This window comes from Herbidospora yilanensis (assembly GCF_001570565.1).
In the GTDB taxonomy this organism is placed as follows: domain Bacteria; phylum Actinomycetota; class Actinomycetes; order Streptosporangiales; family Streptosporangiaceae; genus Herbidospora; species Herbidospora yilanensis.
The window spans coordinates 1-16,859 of record NZ_BBXE01000057.1 but is presented as its reverse complement, the minus strand read 5'-3'; the positions used below and the strand labels follow the sequence as shown (position 1 = coordinate 16,859).

The 16,859-nt window shown below is 73.4% G+C and carries 14 protein-coding genes; 10 read left to right on the top strand and 4 right to left on the bottom strand.

Going from position 1 to position 16,859, the window contains the following annotated elements; all coding sequences use genetic code 11:
* On the top strand, positions 1 to 1,058 hold a 1,058-nt coding region (locus AW273_RS35595; RefSeq protein WP_157556484.1), incomplete at its 5' end, for a sensor histidine kinase.
* Here AW273_RS35595 and AW273_RS35590 read toward each other — a convergent pair.
* The 3 genes from AW273_RS35590 to AW273_RS35580 form a co-directional block, all read right to left on the bottom strand.
* Entirely contained in the window at positions 1,025 to 1,669 is a 645-nt protein-coding gene (locus AW273_RS35590) for a hypothetical protein (RefSeq protein WP_062358153.1), read from the bottom strand. The two genes, AW273_RS35595 and AW273_RS35590, sit on opposite strands and share 34 nt — an antisense overlap.
* A 136-nt stretch (positions 1,670 to 1,805) precedes the next feature.
* A complete protein-coding gene (locus tag AW273_RS35585) occupies positions 1,806 to 4,451 on the bottom strand; it encodes a DUF6493 family protein (RefSeq protein WP_062358151.1) in 2,646 nt (881 codons plus the stop codon).
* Positions 4,448 to 5,788, bottom strand: coding sequence for an SWIM zinc finger family protein (locus AW273_RS35580; RefSeq protein WP_062358148.1), 1,341 nt, complete (start codon positions 5,786 to 5,788; stop codon positions 4,448 to 4,450). The genes AW273_RS35585 and AW273_RS35580 overlap by 4 nt, the downstream gene beginning before the upstream one ends.
* Before the next feature lie 56 nt (positions 5,789 to 5,844).
* Here AW273_RS35580 and AW273_RS35575 point away from each other — a divergent pair, with 56 nt between their 5' ends.
* From AW273_RS35575 to AW273_RS35565, 3 genes are all read left to right on the top strand, one after another.
* Positions 5,845 to 6,960, top strand: a complete 1,116-nt coding sequence (locus AW273_RS35575) for a serine hydrolase domain-containing protein (RefSeq protein WP_062358146.1) — start codon at positions 5,845 to 5,847, stop codon at positions 6,958 to 6,960.
* A gap of 54 nt (positions 6,961 to 7,014) precedes the next feature.
* Positions 7,015 to 7,842, top strand: a complete 828-nt coding sequence (locus tag AW273_RS35570) for a metallophosphoesterase family protein (protein ID WP_062358143.1) — start codon at positions 7,015 to 7,017, stop codon at positions 7,840 to 7,842.
* A gap of 197 nt (positions 7,843 to 8,039) precedes the next feature.
* Positions 8,040 to 9,479, top strand: a complete 1,440-nt coding sequence (locus AW273_RS35565; RefSeq protein WP_062358141.1) for an alpha-amylase family glycosyl hydrolase — start codon at positions 8,040 to 8,042, stop codon at positions 9,477 to 9,479.
* A 7-nt stretch (positions 9,480 to 9,486) separates the two neighbouring features.
* On the opposite strand, the gene AW273_RS35560 is transcribed toward AW273_RS35565, so the two are convergent.
* Positions 9,487 to 10,149, bottom strand: coding sequence for a GntR family transcriptional regulator (locus tag AW273_RS35560; RefSeq protein WP_232327747.1), 663 nt, complete (start codon positions 10,147 to 10,149; stop codon positions 9,487 to 9,489).
* A 92-nt stretch (positions 10,150 to 10,241) separates the two neighbouring features.
* Between AW273_RS35560 and AW273_RS35555 the strand changes: the two genes are divergently transcribed.
* The 6 genes from AW273_RS35555 to AW273_RS35530 all read left to right on the top strand — a co-directional run.
* Positions 10,242 to 11,501: an MFS transporter gene (locus AW273_RS35555; protein ID WP_062358136.1), complete on the top strand. Its 1,260-nt coding sequence runs from the start codon at positions 10,242 to 10,244 to the stop codon at positions 11,499 to 11,501.
* Positions 11,501 to 11,911: a hypothetical protein gene (locus AW273_RS35550; RefSeq protein WP_062358134.1), complete on the top strand. Its 411-nt coding sequence runs from the start codon at positions 11,501 to 11,503 to the stop codon at positions 11,909 to 11,911. The genes AW273_RS35555 and AW273_RS35550 overlap by 1 nt, the downstream gene beginning before the upstream one ends.
* Positions 11,912 to 11,995: 84 nt before the next feature.
* A complete protein-coding gene (locus AW273_RS35545; RefSeq protein ID WP_062358131.1) occupies positions 11,996 to 12,352 on the top strand; it encodes a hypothetical protein in 357 nt (118 codons plus the stop codon).
* A gap of 45 nt (positions 12,353 to 12,397) precedes the next feature.
* Positions 12,398 to 14,053 carry an ABC transporter ATP-binding protein gene (locus AW273_RS35540; RefSeq protein WP_062358129.1) on the top strand — a complete coding sequence of 552 codons (1,656 nt, stop codon included), beginning with the start codon at positions 12,398 to 12,400 and terminating at the stop codon, positions 14,051 to 14,053.
* Positions 14,050 to 15,774 (top strand): ABC transporter ATP-binding protein, encoded by a 1,725-nt coding sequence (locus AW273_RS35535; RefSeq protein ID WP_062358126.1) that lies wholly within the window; start codon positions 14,050 to 14,052, stop codon positions 15,772 to 15,774. Before AW273_RS35540 ends, AW273_RS35535 begins: the two co-directional genes overlap by 4 nt.
* A 9-nt stretch (positions 15,775 to 15,783) precedes the next feature.
* The coding region (locus AW273_RS35530) for an iron-siderophore ABC transporter substrate-binding protein (protein WP_062358124.1) at positions 15,784 to 16,859 on the top strand (1,076 nt) is incomplete at its 3' end.

Here is a 16,859-nt window from a genome sequence, read left to right as displayed (position 1 = left end):
GGGTGCTGGCCGTCCTCGTGGCCGTCGCCGGGCTGGCGGAGGTCGCCGGGCGCCCCGAGGCGGTCGGCGACCCGGTCCCGCTCGCGCTGGGGGCGCTGGCCGCCGGGGCGCTGGTGTGGTTCCGCACCCGCTTCCCCGTCGCGCTCCTGGTGGCGCTGGTCGCGGTGGGCGCGATGTCGGCGGGAGGCGCGTACTACCCGTTCTGGCACCTGTACGCCACGCTCGTGCTCGTCCACACCATCGGGTGGGCCTACGAGCTGCGGTCGCGGGCCGGTGTGCTGGGCCTGGCGGCCGTGGTGGCGGCGTGGGCGCACCTGCAGACGCGCATCTGGACCGACCCGCCCGAGGTGCTGATCTCGGCGATCTTCTACGTGGGGGCGTACACGACCGGAGTGGCCCTGCGCCGTCAGATCGCCCGCACCCGGATCATGGCCGAGCGGGCCGTCCGCCTGGAGCGGGAGCGCGAGCACGCGGTGCGGCAGGAACGCGCCCGCATCGCGCGGGAGCTGCACGACGTCGTGGCCCACAACGTGAGCCTGATGACCCTGCACACCGGCGGCGTGCGCCGCCTGCTCGGGCCCGCCTTCCCCCGTGAGGTCGAGCTGCTGCACGGCGTCGAACGGGCCGGGCGGGAGGCGATCGGGGAGCTGCGGCTGATGCTCGGCATGCTCCGCGAGCCCGGCGAGCCGTCCCCGCCCGGAACCCTGGAGGACCTGGTCGCGGCGGCCGGCCCCGGCGTCGGCCTGACGACCGTGGGCGAACCCCGGCCGCTGCCGCCGGGGGCCGGCCTGTCGGTCTATCGGATCGTCCAGGAGGCGCTGACCAACGTCCGCAAACACGCCCGCGCCACCCGGGCCGAGGTGACCCTGACCTACGCCCCCGGTTCCGTCACGGTGACGATCATCGACGACGGCGCCGGGGGCGCGGACGACGCCGCCGCCGGGACCGGGCACGGCCTGATCGGAATGCGCGAACGCGTCGCGATGCACGGCGGCACCCTGACGGCGGGCCCCACGACCACGGGCTACCGGGTGACGGCCGTGCTCCCCACCGGCTGAGCCCATTCGCCGTCGCTCATCCTGAGCATCCGCAGGCCGACGACCCCCGCTCCCGCCAGGTAGAGCGCCCCGGCCACGATCGTCCCGACCGGATAGATCGGCCCGGCGAGCGCCCCCGCCAGCATCGCCGGCCCCGCCCACCAGGGGGCCTGCTTCGTGTACGCCAGCACCAGCGCCAGCAGCAGGACGCCCAGCAGCCCGAGGAAGCCGGGGTTGCGGAAGCCCCAGGCGAGCCCGGGGTCGGTGCCGATCAGGTCGCCCAGGGCCGACCCGGCGTGCGGCTCCATGACCCGCTCCAGCCGGGAGTAGACGAAGTCGCTCGTCATCAGCGCCGAGAAGTTGATCACGCCCAGCACGGCGACGGAGCCGGTGACGTGGGCGGCGACCGGCGCCCGCTTGGCGGCCAGATGCGTCATGCCGAGCAGGCCCGGCACGAGCAGGACCCACGACCAGTGCAGCAAAGCGGCGCTCACGGACACCTGGCCCGGGTTGGCGCCGTAGTGCCCGATCCCGCCACCGGCGCGGATGGCGGGATCGATGACGAGCGCGGCGATGTAGAGGACGGGGACGGCCAGCAGACTGCTCCCGGCGACGACCCGGAAGAACCTCACGGGATCACGAAACATGACAACCTTCCGACAAGCCGCGAATGATGTGCGGGAAGGCTAGGAGCCTCAGGCGGGCCGGGGCGTCCCCCGGGACGCGGAAAGCGGGTCCCCCGAGACGCTGAGCCGGCCCGCGCGGCGGCTACTCCGCGAGGTGTTTCACCAGCGTTCTGGCCTCCATGTTCACCCGGCTGGACCCCTTCCGGGCGGCCAGTTCGGCCAGGCCCGGCACCTTCCCCTTGGCCCCGCACACCCGGGCCGCCTTCACCGCCACGCCCAGCAGGTCGCCCAGCCCCGAGCGGGGCTTGGCGCCCTCGTCGGGCAGCAGGCCGGGCAGGGCGACCGACAGCACCTCCCAGACGGCCGCGTGGGCGCCGGCGTCGGCCGACTGGCCGAGCACCTCGGTGATGCGGTTGAGTTTCAGGACGTCGCCCGTCACCATGCGGCGGATCGCGTCGCCGACGCCCTCGGCGGGGAAGTCGGGGCGGCCCGCCAGGGCCAGGAAGGCCTCGCCGGCCGCCGAGCGCTGGACCGCCCGCTGGTGGCCCATCGCGCCGACGACGGCCGCGGCGACCACGGGGCCGACCGGGCCGGGGGCCACGGCCAGCGGGATGACGGCCTCGCCGGCGGGGTCGCTCTGATCGGCCCAGCCGCAGATCCAGCGGAGCAGGTAGGCGGCCGTGGCCTCGGGATGGCTGGGGAGGGCGCCGGCCCAGATGTCGCGCGGGCGGATCCAGTAGTCGAAGTCGTCGTCGGGCGACAGGGTGACCAGAGTGCTGATGTGGTCGGGGAGGCGGCGGCCCGGGTCCATCGTGACGACCGGCCTGCGGTCGATCCAGCCGTAGCGCTCGGTGGCCTTGACGGTCCATTCGACGACCGGGTCGGGCAGGCCGCCCTCGCGGATCCATTCGGCCAGCATGCGGCCCCCGTGGCCGCCGATCTTCTCGGCGCGGTCGGCGACCGACGCGTCGACGTCGCGGGGCAACCGGAGCAGGGCCTGGGTGAGGTCGGCGGGGAGGGGATCGCGGTCGCCGAGGGCTTCGAGCCGGGTCAGCAGGGTCTCGGGGTCGACGAGGTGACCCGGCAGCGTCGGGGTGGCGAGCAGGCAGGGGCGGGTCTCCCCCTCGGCGGCCATGCGGACGAGTTCGAGGACCCGCTGGCGGAACAGGCGGGCGTGGGGGGTGGTCCTGCGGCGGTCGGGGTCGCGCGGCGGCAGCGCCAGGTTCTTGAGCCGCTGGAGGAACGACGGGTCGAGCCCGAGCAGTTTGCGGGCCTTGGCGCGGAAACCCTCGTCGGTGTGTTCGCCGATCAGCGCGGCGGCCCAGAGCAGCAACCACCCCGGATCGTCGGGGACATAGCTGATCGTCCGGAAGAAGTCCCAGGCGGTGGGCTCGAAGTCGGCCGTGAGATCGGCGGCCATGGCGGCGCGGTCGCGGTGGCTCAGCTCGACCAGGGCGGCCATGATGCGCTCGAAGGCGTCCATGTCCTCGGAGCGCTGGACGTCTTTCAGCTCGATCACGAGTTCCGGCACGGTGCCGATCGGCGGCTGGAGCGGGGGCGCGCTCACCAGGGGAACGCCGGTGAACACCTCTTCCTCGGCCGTCTCGGGCACCCCGAACGGCCCGGCCAGCGGCGCGCGTTCGTCGGCGGGCAGCCGGGTGGCCGCGGCGGCGACGGCCGCGCGGGCGGTCTCGCTCGAAGGGCCGAGCCTGACCGCCAGGCGGATCGCGCGGGCGCGGGTCGCGGGGGTCTCGGCGGAGAACACGTCGGCCAGGGCGAGCAGGGCGCCCTCGGCCCTGACGGGGTCGGCCCGGGTGACCTTGAACGTCTCGGAGATCCACTTGAGCGCGGCGCCGACGTGCTTCTTCTCGGCCCGCAGCGCCAGCGCGCCGACGGCCTCGCCGAACAGGGCGGCGTCGAGACGCCCGGCCAGGTCGAGCGCGCGCAGTTCCGCGACGGCGAGGTCGGCGACGTTGGCGGCCCCGGCGGGCAGGCAGCGCACCAGGTCGCGGGCGGGCGTCTCGTCGGGGCCGGGCTCGAACCGGCGGCGCAGCTCCACGAACATGGCGAGGTCGCGGGCGTCGCCGCCGATCAGGAACCGGCCGATCGTGCCGTCGAGGATCAGCTCCCGGTCGAACCGGCCCCTCTTCACCTCGGCGCGCAGCCGGTCGACGAACCTCGTGGTGGCGGCGCTCTCCCAGCTGTTCCGGAAGGGCGCGGCGGCCCCTTCGGTGTCGAACAGGCGCGGCACCATCGCCTCGGCGATCGGGTCGTTCCTCAGGTCGCCCGTGACGAAGGCGTGCCACGCCCAGCAGACCACGAACGCGTCGCCCTCGGGTTCGACGCCGGTCTCCAGCACCATCGTCCGGGCCAGGGCGAAGCCGGGCGGCCCGCCGTCGGCGCGGCGCCACGTCCAGTTCGCCTCGCGGGGCGGCCGGAGCGCGGCCGTCAGGCGGCGGGCCAGGTCGGCGCGCCATTCGAGGGGACGCCCGCGCAGCGCGCCGGCGACCACCTTCGCGTCGGCCCACGGGTCGTCGGGCTCGCGCAGCTCCCGCCGGTTGAGCCAGGTGGCGACCTGACCGGCCCCGCCGTGGCAGAGGGCGCCCGCGAGCCGCAGCCCGGTGACCTCGTGGCGGTGGTCGGTCGCGAACCGCCACTCGCCGAACTCGCGCACGCGCGTGGTCAGCTCGGCCAGCAGCGCCTTGCGGCCGGCGGCGTCGAGCGCCTCGACCGCGGCGGGGATGAAGGCGTGCCCGCCCTGCCCGATCAGCCCGATGACGGAGCTCACGCCGTCACCTCGGCCAGGGACGCCACCTTCTGGGCGGCCAGCACGTGTTTGCACGGCCCCCGCGACCCGCGATAGTCGATCCACCAGGGACAGGTGCAGGTGGGCGGCGAGCCGGGGGTGAGCCGGACGGTCCGTTCGTCGACCTGGGCCACGCCGGGCCCGGTGAACCGGACGGCCCCCCGCTCGACCAGGTCGAGCGCCGACTTCAGGCGGGGGTTCATGGCCAGGACGCGGCCGGCGTCGTAGGGCAGCTCGCGGTGGAAGTGGGCGGCCTCGGCGACGTCGTAGCCGACGCGGCCGCCGGTGCCCAGGCGGGTGAGGGCGGCGCCGACGCGGGCGCGGCTCAGGCCCGACTGCCCGGCCAGCAGGTCGGCGTCGAGGCGGGGCTCGAACCGCAGCAGCGCGCCCACGAGGTCGGCGTCGTCGGCCACGGTGTCGCCGCTCAGATCGTCGAGGACGGCCCCCTCGCCGGAGAATCCGCGCCGCGGCTCGGGCGACAGGGTGAGCGTGAACCGCATGCCGGGCAGCTCCAGCTCCCATGCCGAGGCCATCGGCAGGGCGCCCTCGACGACGGGGCCGTAGACGCGCAGCCCGGTCGCGAACCGCAGCAGCGGCGCGAGCACGGCCAGCCGCTCGGGCCCGGCCAGGCAGACCGCGCCGGGCGCGGGGCGCGCGGTCAGCCGCAGCGACCGCCCGGCGGGCACCGCCCACAACACGCCGCGCCTGGGCAGGTCGCGCACGAACTTCACGGCCTCGGCCCGGCCCAGCGAGGCGCGCAGGTCGAACCGGGAGGCGATCACCTGGACCTCGGCGAAGCCGCGTAACCAGCGCTCGGGCAGCGGCACCTTCTTCTCCACCACCGCGCCGTCGAGCGTGGTGGCGACCACCTCGTCGTCGCCCACGGCCAGGTGGAGGGGGTCGTTGCCGCCGACGCGGGCCAGCGCCTTGCGCAGCGGCACGTTGACGTCGACGTTGGTGGTGCCGACCTCGACCACGTCGCCGTCGAGGGCCTGCTGCAGCACGTCGAGCCGGGCGTAGACGCCGCCGCACGCGGAGAACGACTCGAACCGCAGCCGGTCGCCGTTGCAGGTCACCACCGGGTCGCGCATGAACGTCACGGCGCGCAGCTCGAAGTAGCGGGTCTTCGCCACGTCGGCCAGGCCGATCAGGGCGGCCGCCGCGGGCGCGGCGTTGGTCAGCACGCCGCTGAAGAAATGGGGCCGGGCGACCAGGCCCGAGGGGGTGAACCCGCCAGAGGTGGACAGGCCGAGCAGGCCGGCGGCGAGGTCGAGTTCGGAGGCTCGCGAATAGGAGTACGCGATCTGCGCGTCAGACATGGCGGGGACTCTAACGGCGTCGACCGACATTCCAAGAGCTCGATATACTCGAACACATGAGCGATCTCCAGCGTGACGTACAGGCCGCGATCGACGAACTCGTCGAGAAGGGCGTCGAGCGGGGCCTCCAGGTGGCGGTCTACCTCGGCGGCGAGCCGGTGGTCGACGCCGTCGCGGGGCTGGCCGACCCGGCGACCGGGCGGGCGGTGACGCCGGAGACGCCGTTCTACAACTACTCCGTCGGCAAGGGCGCCACCGCGACCGTGCTCCACGTGCTGGCCGAACGCGGCCTGATCGGCTACGACACGCCGATCGCCGAGGTGTGGCCGGAGTTCGCCGCCCACGGCAAAGACCGGGCGACGGTCCGCATGGCCCTCGACCACTCCGTGGGCGTGCCGGGCATCCCGCTCACCACGACGGCCGAAGACCTCTGCGACTGGGAGGCGATGTGCGCGGCCGTCGCCGCCGCCGAGCCGTGGTGGGAACCGGGCACCGCGATCGGCTACCACGCCTACAGCTTCGGCTACATCGTCGGCGAGATCGTCCGGCGGGTGACCGGCCGGAAGATCTCCGAGGTCCTGCTCGACGAGGTCGCCGGCCCGCTCGGCGTGCCCGGCGAGCTCTACTTCGGCATGCCCGCCGACCAGCACCACCGGCTGGCCGTCCTCGAAGACGCCCCGTCGCCCGAGCCCCCCGAGGGGCTGCCGGCCGAGCTGCCCGACCTGCCGATGTTCAAGGCCGCGCCGATGTCGGTCATGCCGACCGCCGCGTTCGGCAACCGGCCCGACATCCTGGCCGCCGACATCCCGGCCGGGGGCAAGATGTCGGCCCGCGCGATGGCCCGCCTCTACTCGGCGCTGATGACCGAGGTCGGCGGCGTGCGGCTGATCTCCCCCGAGCGCCTCCGGCGGATCTCCGCGATCTCGTCCGAGGGCGTCGACGCCGTCTTCGGCAACCCCATGCGGTGGGGCCTCGGCTACGGCATCGGCCACCCGGGCGCCTTCGCCGATCCCGACCCGACCACGTTCGGCGTCTCGGGCGCGGGCGGCAGCACGGCCTACGCCGACACGAAGACCGGCATGGCGTTCGCGCTCACGAAGAACGTGCTGAGCACCGACTTCACCACCGCCACCACGATCAGCGACCTGGTCCGGCGTGAACTCGCCGGGTGACTGCGAGCGGCTCGCAGGTGGATTTGGGCGTCCAGGTTGGAGAGACTGCCCGTTATGACATTTCTTCTGGCCATCAGCGACGTGCACGTCGGTTATCCCGAGAACCGGGAGATCGTCGAACGCATCCGGCCCCGGTCGGAGACCGACTGGCTGCTGCTGCCCGGAGACGTGTCCGAGAAGGTCGCCGACTTCGAGTGGGTGCTGGGCACCCTGGCGAGCCGCTTCGCCAAGGTCGTCTGGGCGCCCGGCAACCACGACCTGTGGACCCACCCGAGCGAGACGGTCCAGCTCCGCGGCGTCGAGCGCTACGAACACCTCGTGAAGGTGGCCCGCGACCTGGGCGTCGTCACGCCCGAAGACCCCTACCCGACCTGGGAGGGCCCCGACGGCCCGGTCACGGTGGCGCCCCTCATGGTCCTCTACGACTACACCTACCGCGTGCCCGGCGTCACGACCAAAGAGGCGGCCCTGAAGCTGGCCTACGACAAGGGCGTCGTCTGCACCGACGAGATGGTCCTCCACGCCGACCCCTACGACGGCATCGACGAATGGTGCGCCGCGCGGGCCGAGGAGACCGAGCGCCGCCTGGCCGAACGCCCCGGCGGCCTGCCGACCGTCCTGGTCAACCACTATCCGCTGGTCCGCGACCCCACGTTCGTGCTGCGCCACCCCGAGTTCGCGATCTGGTGCGGCACCGACCGCACCGCCGACTGGCACATCAGGTTCGGCGCGATCGCCATGGTCTACGGCCACCTGCACATCCCCCGCACGACCTGGTACGACGGGGTGCGGTTCGAGGAGGTCTCGCTCGGCTACCCCCGCGAGTGGCGGCCCAGGGGCACGACGCCGGGCGAGCTGCGGCAGATCCTGCCCGTGATCTGACGGCCTGATCGACACCGCACTGCCACGGGTCGACCCGCGCGACTTCATTCGTCCAGAGTCCGGCACGACACCGCTCGGTCACACTTCGCGTTCAGTTGTTTACGTTCCGTTGGACTGGTCCATGACCAACGTGGACCCGATCGACCGGCCCGCGAGGCCGACGACGCCCGGCAGGCCGACATGTGGGGGAGGAACCCATGCATCCGAGCCCGGTTACGTGGCGTGACCAGTTCCTGTACTTCCTGCTCCCCGACCGGTTCAGCGACGGCCGCGAGGAGACCCGCCCGATGTTCGACCGCACCGACGCCCACCGGGCCCCCGACCCGATCGGGTGGGCCGGCTCCGGGTCGCGCTTCCAGGGCGGCACGATCAACGGGATCACCGGCAGACTGGGCTACCTGCGTGACCTCGGCGTCACCACCCTGTGGCTCGGCCCGGTCTGGCGGCAGCGCCCCGGCCTGGAGACCTGCCACGGCTACGGCGGCCAGGACGTCATGGACGTCGACCCGAGGTTCGGCAGCCCCGACGACCTGCGCAGCCTCGTCGCCGAGGCCCACGCCCTGGGCATGTACGTGCTCCTCGACCCCGGCGCGGAGTTCCGCCGGGGCGGCTTCCAGACGCTGAAAGACCTGGCCCTGACCCGCGACGACGTCCTGTCGGCGGTCGTCGACGTCTACCGGCACTGGATCGCGTTCACCGACTGCGACGGGTTCCGGATCGGCACGGTGCGGCACGTGCCGTGGGAGGTGTCGCGCGACGTCTGCGGCGCGATCCGCGAATACGCCGAGTCGGTCGGCAAGGAGAACTTCCTGCTGCTCGGCGAGGTGACCGGCGGCGCCGGGATGGCCCGCGACCACCTCGACGCCGTGCTCGACGTCGGCGAGCCGGCGGCGCTGGTCGCCGGGCTGGTCAAGGGGTTCGCCGACCCGCAGGCGTTCTTCGCCCGATACCAGGGCCACGACATCCTCGGCGGCCACCGCGAGACCGGCCGCTACCGCGTGACGATGTTCGACGACCACGACATGGTCGGCCGCGAGCGCCGCCGCTTCTCGGCGGGGAACACCGGGCCGCACGCCGACGCCCAGGTCGCGCACGCGGTCGGCGTGCAGCTCACCACGCTGGGCATCCCGTGCGTCTACTACGGCACCGAGCAGGCCTTCGACGGCGCGGCGCCGGCCGGGGGCGACGGCCGTTACATCCGCGAGTCGATGTTCGGCGGGACGTTCGGCGCGTTCGGCACCCAGGGCTGCCACTTCTTCGATCCGGAGCATCCGGCGTACCGGAGGATCCGGGCCCTCGCGGCGGTCCGCAACCGCGCCGACGGCGTCGGCCTGGCGCTGCGGCGCGGCCGCATGTACCTGCGGGAGATCTCGACGGGCGGCGCGTTCCGCCTCCCGGCGACGGGCGAGCTGACCGCGTGGTCGCGCATCCTGCACGACCGTGAGGTCCTGGTCGCCCTCAACCCGACGCTCGACCCGCTGACGGCCCTGGTCACCGTCCACCACCCGTTCCACCCCGAGGGGTCGGTCCTGTCGGTGCTCTACGGGGAGACGGCCCCGCCCTCGGTCGTCCACCACGACGGCCGGGCGCTGGTGCGGGTCAGCCTGCCCCCGGCGGGCATGGCGATCCTCGGCTGAGAGCGGGTCACGCCCCCGCGCGGAAAGCCGCCTGCAGTAAAGCCTCGGCGTCGTCGAGATAGGTCGACAGGTACTGCTCCGCCTCGGCCAGCCGCCCCTCCTCCAGGAGCCCGGTCAGCAGGCGGTTGCGGGCGACGAACGGCGCGTGGAACGCGCCCGGGTTCTCCATCACGTGGAAGACCAGGCGCAGCTCGGCGAGCAACTGGCCCATCAGCTCGTCGAGGCGGGAGCTCCCGTGGAGGGCGACGAGGGCCTGGTGGAAGCGCAGGTTCGCGGTGCCGACGTCGCGCCAGCGGTCGTCGGCGGCGGCGCGTTCGCCCTCTTCGACCGCCTCGCGGCAGGCGGCCAGGTCTCCCCCGGCCGAGTTGCGCACGGCCGCGCATTCGATGACGCGCCGGACCAGGTAGAGGTCTTTCACGTCGGAGGCCGACAGGACCCGGACGAACACGCCCCGGTTGAGCTTGTGGACGAGCAGTCTCTCGTGGCCGAGCAGCCGGAAGGCCTCGCGCAGGGTGTTGCGGGAGATCTCCAGTTCGGCGCCGATGGCCTCTTCGGAGAGACGTTCGCCGGGTGCGTAGACCGCCTGGGCGATGCGGTCGCGCAGCACGCCCGCGACGAGTTCGGCGGTGCTGGTTCGCAGGAGATGGGGCCCGGTAGTTCGTTCACGCACGGTAACCAGCAAAACATGCGAACAAACCTCTTGTCGAATTGTTCAACGATTCTTATGTTGAATGTGGCCCCACCTCCCCACGAAGGAGCGTCATGGCAACCTCCCAGTCCCGCCGGGTGATCGTCGCAAGCCTGATCGGCACGTCCCTGGAGTGGTACGACTTCTTCCTCTACGGCACCGCCGCCACCCTGGTCTTCGGCAAGGTCTTCTTCCCGACGTTCGAGCCGCTCACCGGCACCCTGCTCGCCCTCACGACCTACGCGGTCGGCTTCGTCGCCCGTCCGCTCGGCGGCATCGTCTTCGGCCACTTCGGCGACCGGGTCGGCCGCCGGGGTGTGCTCGTCGCGACGCTCCTGCTGATGGGGATCGCGACGTTCCTGATCGGCCTGCTGCCTGCCTACGCCGCTATCGGCGTGGCCGCGCCGATCCTGCTCGTGACGCTGCGTTTCCTCCAGGGGCTCGGCCTCGGCGGCGAGTGGGGCGGCGCGGTGGTGATGACGATGGAGCACGGCGACCCCGCCCGGAAGGGCTTCAACGCGAGCTGGCCGCAGGTCGGGGTGCCGGCCGGGAACCTGCTGGCGGCCGGGGCGCTCGGGGTGCTGTCGGCGACCCTGCCGGAGCAGGCGTTCCTCGACTGGGGGTGGCGGATCCCGTTCCTGCTGTCGGGCGTGCTCGTCGGGGTGGGGCTCTGGATCCGGGTGCGGGTGGCCGAGTCCCCCGTGTACGCCGAGATGCCCGCCAAGGCCCGCATGCCCCTGCTCGACGTGATCACCACGCATCCGCGTGCCCTGCTGTCGGCCATCGCCGCCCGCATCGGCGTCGACGTCGCCTTCTACACCTTCACGCTCTACATCCTCACGTACGTCACCGGAACGCTGAACCTCGACCGGCAGACGGGGCTGAACGCGGTGCTGATCGCGTCGGCGTGCCAGCTCTTCCTGATCCCGATGTTCGGCGCGTTGTCCGACCGGATCGGCCGCAAGCCCGTCTACCTGGCGGGGGCGGCGGGCGCGGCGGTGTGGGCGTTCGTGTTCTTCCCGCTGCTCGACACCGGGTCGTTCACGCTGATCGTGTTCGCGACGGTCGTCGCGCTGGCCTGCCACGCCGCCATGTACGGCCCGCAGGCCGCGTTCATCGCCGAGTTGTTCAGCACCCGCCTGCGCTACAGCGGGGCGTCGATGGGCTATCAGCTCGCGGGCGTGCTCGGCGGGGCGCTGGCCCCGATCATCGCGCTGGCGCTGCTCGACCGGTTCGGCACCACCCTCGCCATCTCGCTCTACGTCCTGGTCGCGCTGGCGATCACCGCCGCCGGCGTGGTCGCCGCGCCCGCGAAGGCGGAGGTGCGGGCCTGATGCGACGGCTCCTGGCCGCCGGTTCGCTCGTGCTGACGGCCGGCTGCGGCGGGCTGGGCGCGGCCGACACGAAGGCGTGCGGCGACGGCCGCAAGCTCGTCGCCTACGCCCTGAGCATCACGGGCGTCGCCCCGGAAGAGGTGGTGAGCATGATGACCGAGGCGACCGGCGACCGTTTCCGCACCACCGCCGCCGAGGCCGCCGACGAGCGCGTGCGGACAGCCCTGACCGCCCTGGAGAAGACGATGACGGGCTTCCGGCCGACACAGGTCACCGTCACCGGCACGACCATCGCCGAGCAGTACGTCGCGAAGACCGAGTCCGACCGGCGGCGGAAGGAGAACGTCGAGAAGCTGGAGGCCGCGTTGCTTAGGCAGCGGGCCGCGCTCGACGAGGCGTGCGGGACATGAGGCCTCCGGCGGCGTGCGGGACGCACCGGCGGTGGCAGGCCCGTGGTGGATCGACCGCCCCGGGATCCGCAGCTCGGAACCTGGATGGAGGCGCTCGCGCGCGACTGGGACAACGACCTGGACGGTCCCCGTCCCGGCGCGCGGGCGCCGGCCGCGTCGGTGTGGCTCCCTCTTCTGGAGCACCGCGCGAAGGAGCACGGGTGGCGTCGCTGCCACGGCGCCACCCGTGCCGATCGTCACTCGCCGCCGATCGCGATGCCGCGCCCGACGGCCAGGACGCCCGGCCGGCCGCGGGAGCCGATCGAGTGGCGCGAACTGGTGCCGCTCCCCCGGTGGCCCGGCGTGCATGGTCGGCGGCAGTGCTCCAGGGACCCGGACGAGGACGACGAACCCATCCGGCCGGGTCCCCGACCTCCGAACTGGCTCGCCAAACAGGGTTAGTGTAGCCTTACCTAAGTTTTACCGAGGCGAGGCGGAGGGTGACGGGTGAGGGCTGTCCTGTGGCGGGCGATCTCGGGGCAGCGCCGTGACGTCGTCACCGGCGCCGTGCTGGGGGCCGTCCACCAGGCCGGTGAGGTCATGGTCCCGGTGCTGATCGGCGTGGTGATCGACCAGGGGGTGGCCGGGGGCGACCTGCCCGCGCTGGCCCGGTGGCTCGTCGTCCTGGCGGTCGTCTACGTCGTGTTGTCGTTCTCCTACCGCTTCGGCGCCCGCGCCGGGGAGCGCGCCGCCGAGCGGGCCGGCCACACGCTGCGCATGGAACTCGTCGAACGGGTGCTCGACGCCCGGGGCGGGGCCGAGGAGGGCCGGCTCCCGGGTGCGCTGACCAACACCGCGACCGAGGACGCCAAACGGGTCGGCGCGGTCAACATGTCGGTGATGCTGGCCTTCTCGGCGCTGGCGGGCATCGTGGTCGCGGCCGTGGTGCTGCTGCGCATCTCCGTGCCGCTCGGCCTGGTCGTGCTGGCCGGCACTCCCCTGCTGCTGTTCCTGGGTCACCTGCTGAGCAAGCCGCTGGAGAAGGCCAGCGAAGACCAGCAGGACCGCGCCGCGCACGCGTCCGGCGTCGCGGCCGACCTGATCAAGGGCCTGCGGGTGCTCAAGGGCATCGGCGCCGAGACGGCCGCGGTCGCCCGCTACCGGGTCACCAGCGGCGACTCCCTCGCCGCGACGCTGCGCGCGGCCCGCGCCGAGGCCCTGCAGACGGGCCTGGTCGTCGCGCTCACCGGCGTCTTCATCGCCGTCGTGGCGCTGGTCGGCGGCCGGTTGGCCGCCTCGGGCGCGATCACGCTCGGCGAACTCGTCTCGGCCGTCGGCCTCGCGCTGTTCCTGATCGGCCCGCTGGAGGTCTTCGCCTGGGTGAACGCCCAGTTCGCGATGGGCCGGGCCTCGGCGGCCCGGATCGCGGAGGTGCTCGCCGCCCCCCACGCCATCGCCGCCGGCACCTCCCGGGCGCCTGTTCCGGTACGCGGTTCGCTCCGCCTCCGCGCCGTCTCCCACGACACCCTGAAGGGCGTCGACCTGGAGGTGGCCCCCGGCGAGGTGCTGGGAGTGGCGGCCGTCGACCCGGCCGACGCGGTCAGCCTGCTGAGCTGCCTGGGCCGGACCGCCGACCCGTCGTCCGGGACCGTCGAGCTCGACGGGGTGGCGCTGGCCGACCTCGACCCGGCCGCGCTGCGCGAGGTGGTGCTGGTCGCCGACCACGACGCCGACCTGTTCGAGGGCACGCTGCGCGAGAACGTCGGCGGCGACCATCCCGAGGCGCTGGCCGCGGCGGGCGCCGACGAGGTGGCCGGCGAACTGCCCGGCGGCATCGACGGGCACGTCGGCGAGCGCGGCCAGTCGCTCTCGGGCGGGCAGCGGCAGCGGGTGGCCCTGGCCAGGGCGCTGGCCGCAGATCGCGCCGTCCTGGTCGTCCACGACCCGACCACGGCGGTCGACGCGGTGACCGAGGCGCGCATCGCCTCCCGGTTGCGCGACGTCCGGCGCGACCGGACCACGATCCTCGTCACCACCTCCCCCGCGCTGCTCGCGGTGGCCGACCGGGTGGTGCTGCTCGACGGCGGCCGCGTCACCGACGCCGCGCCGCACGCCGACCTCGTGACCCGCAACGCCGTCTACCGGACGGCGGTGCTCGCGTGAGCCGCGAACTGCTCCCCGTCGCCACGGCGGCCCGCACCCGCGCGGTGCTCCTCGACCTGATCCGGCCCTACCGCGCCCTGGCCCTCGGCGGGTTCGCCGTGATGGTCGTGGCCACCTCGATCGGGCTGCTCACCCAGCCGCTGCTCGGCGCCGTCGTCGACCTCGTCGCCGCCGGCGAGCCCGCCACCGCGATCACGACGCCGGTGCTGGCGCTGGTCGTGGTCGCGCTCACCCAGGGCGGCACGATGACCCTCGGGCTCGCGCTGGTGTCGCGGCTCGGCGAGACGGTGCTGGCCCGGCTGCGCGAGCGGTTCGTCGGCCGGGCGATGCGGCTGCCGCTCGAACAGGTCGAACGGGCCGGGTCGGGCGACCTGACCTCGCGGGTGACCGGCGACGTCTCCCTGATCGCCGAGGCCGTCCGGGTGGCACTGCCCGAGATGGCCCGCTCGGGCCTGGCGATCGTGCTCACGCTGGGCGCGCTGGCGATCCTCGACTGGCGGTTCCTGCTGGCCGCGCTGATCGCGGTGCCGGTCCAGTGGCACACCGCGCGCTGGTACGTCCGCACCGCCGGTCCCCTCTACGCCCGGCAGCGGGTGGCCGGTGGCGCCCAGCAGCAGCAGCTCCTCGACACCATCGGCGGCGCGAAGACCGTGCGGGCGTTCCGGCTGGAGGCCGACCACACGGCCAAGGTGGCCGAACGCTCCACCACGGCCGTCGACCTGACCATGCGGGGCGTCAACCTGGTGCTGCGCTTCTACAGCCGCCTCCACGTCGCCGAGTACGCGGGCCTGGCCGCCGTGCTGGTCGCCGGGTTCCTCATGGTCCGTTCGGGCGCCGCCTCCATCGGCACGGCCACCGCCGCCGCCCTCTACTTCCACTCCCTGTTCGCCCCGGTGAACACCGCGCTCGTGCTGATCGACGACGCCCAGTCGGCGGGCGCCGCGCTGGCCCGCCTGGTCGGCGTCATCGACCAGCCGGAACCACCGGCCCTCGACCGGCCGAAGGCGCCGCGGATCGAGGTCTCCGGGCTCGGCCACGCCTACGACGAAGGCCGGCCCGTGCTGCACGACGTCGACCTGACGATCCGCGAAGGCGAACGGGTCGCCCTCGTCGGCGCGAGCGGCGCCGGGAAGACGACGCTGGCCCGGCTGATCGCCGGCATCCACCGCCCGGCCGCCGGCGTGATCGCCGTCCCCGGCGAGGTCGGCATGGTCACCCAGGACGTGCACGTCTTCGCCGGCCCGCTGGCCGACGACCTGCGGCTGGCCCGCCCCGACGCCACCGACGCGGACCTGCGCGAGGCGCTGACCAGGGTCGACGCGCTCACCTGGGCCGAAACCCTGCCCGCCGGCCTGGCCACCGTCGTCGGCGAGGGCGGCCACCGCCTCACCGCCACCCAGATCCAGCAGCTCGCGCTGGCCCGGCTGATCCTGGCCGACCCGCCCGTGGCCGTGCTCGACGAGGCGACCGCCGAGGCGGGCAGCGCCGGGGCGCGGGTGCTGGAGAAGGCCATCGAGACCACCGTCGAGGGCCGCACGGCCCTCATCGTCGCCCACCGCCTCACCCAGGCGGCGGCGACCGACCGCGTCGTCGTCATGGACGGCGGCCGGATCGTGGAGAGCGGCCCGCACGACGAGCTGCGCTCCTCCGGCGGCCGGTACGCCTCCCTCTGGGAGGCGTGGTCGGGTGTCCGCCCAAACAGTAAAAACCCCCTCGAATAAGGAAATTCGATGCTCGGCATTACGAGAGGCATCCGGTTCGCCGCGGTGCTCGCCTCCTCCCTCCTGCTCGGCACCGTCGCCGCCTGCGGGTCGTCGTCGGAGACGGCAACCCCCGCCGCGTCGGCCCCGGCCGCCCCTCCGGCCGGCACGACCGCCCCCGCCGCCGCCTTCCCCGTGACGATCGAGCACAAGTTCGGCTCCACGACCGTCCCGGCCGCCCCGCAGCGTGTCTTCACCGTCGGCCTGACCGACCAGGACGCCGCCATCGCGCTCGGCGTCGTCCCCGTGGGCACCACCAACTGGTTCGGCGACTTCCCCGGCGCGATCGGCCCGTGGGCCACGCCGAAGCTGAACGGCGCCCCCGTCCCGACCCTGCTGGAGGACCCGGGCACCGGGCCGCAGGTCGAGAAGATCGCCGCCCTCAAGCCCGACCTGATCCTGGCCCTGTACGCCGGCCTGACCAAGGAGCAGTACGACACCCTGTCGAAGTTCGCCCCGGTCGTCGCGCAGCCCGCCGCCTACAACGACTACGGCATCCCCTGGCAGGAGCAGACCCTCATCACCGGCAAGGCGCTCGGCAAGGAGACCGAGGCCAAGGCGCTGGTCGGCGAGGTCGAGACCAAGTTCAGGACGATGGCCGCCGAACACCCCGAGTTCGCCGGCAAGAAGGCCGTCGTGGCCACGCCCTACGAGGGCTTCTTCGTGTACGGCAGCCAGGACACCCGCTCCCGCAACCTCGTGTCGCTCGGCTTCAGCCTGCCGTCCGACCTCGACGCGGTGATCGGCGACAAGTTCGGCGCCAGCATCTCCAAGGAACGCAGCGACCTGCTCGACCAGGACCTCATCGTCTGGACGGTCCCCGACACCGAGAAGGACGTCGAGACGCTGCACCAGGACGCCGTTTACAAGGACATGAAGGTCGTCGCCGAGGGCCGTGAGGTGTTCGTCGGCGAGAGCACCGACTACGGCGTGGCGTTCTCGTTCGTGACGGTGTTGTCCCTGCCGTACGTCCTCGACCGGCTGGTGCCGCAACTCGCCCAGGCAGTCGACGGCGACCCGGCGACCAAGGTGGAACCCGCCGCGGA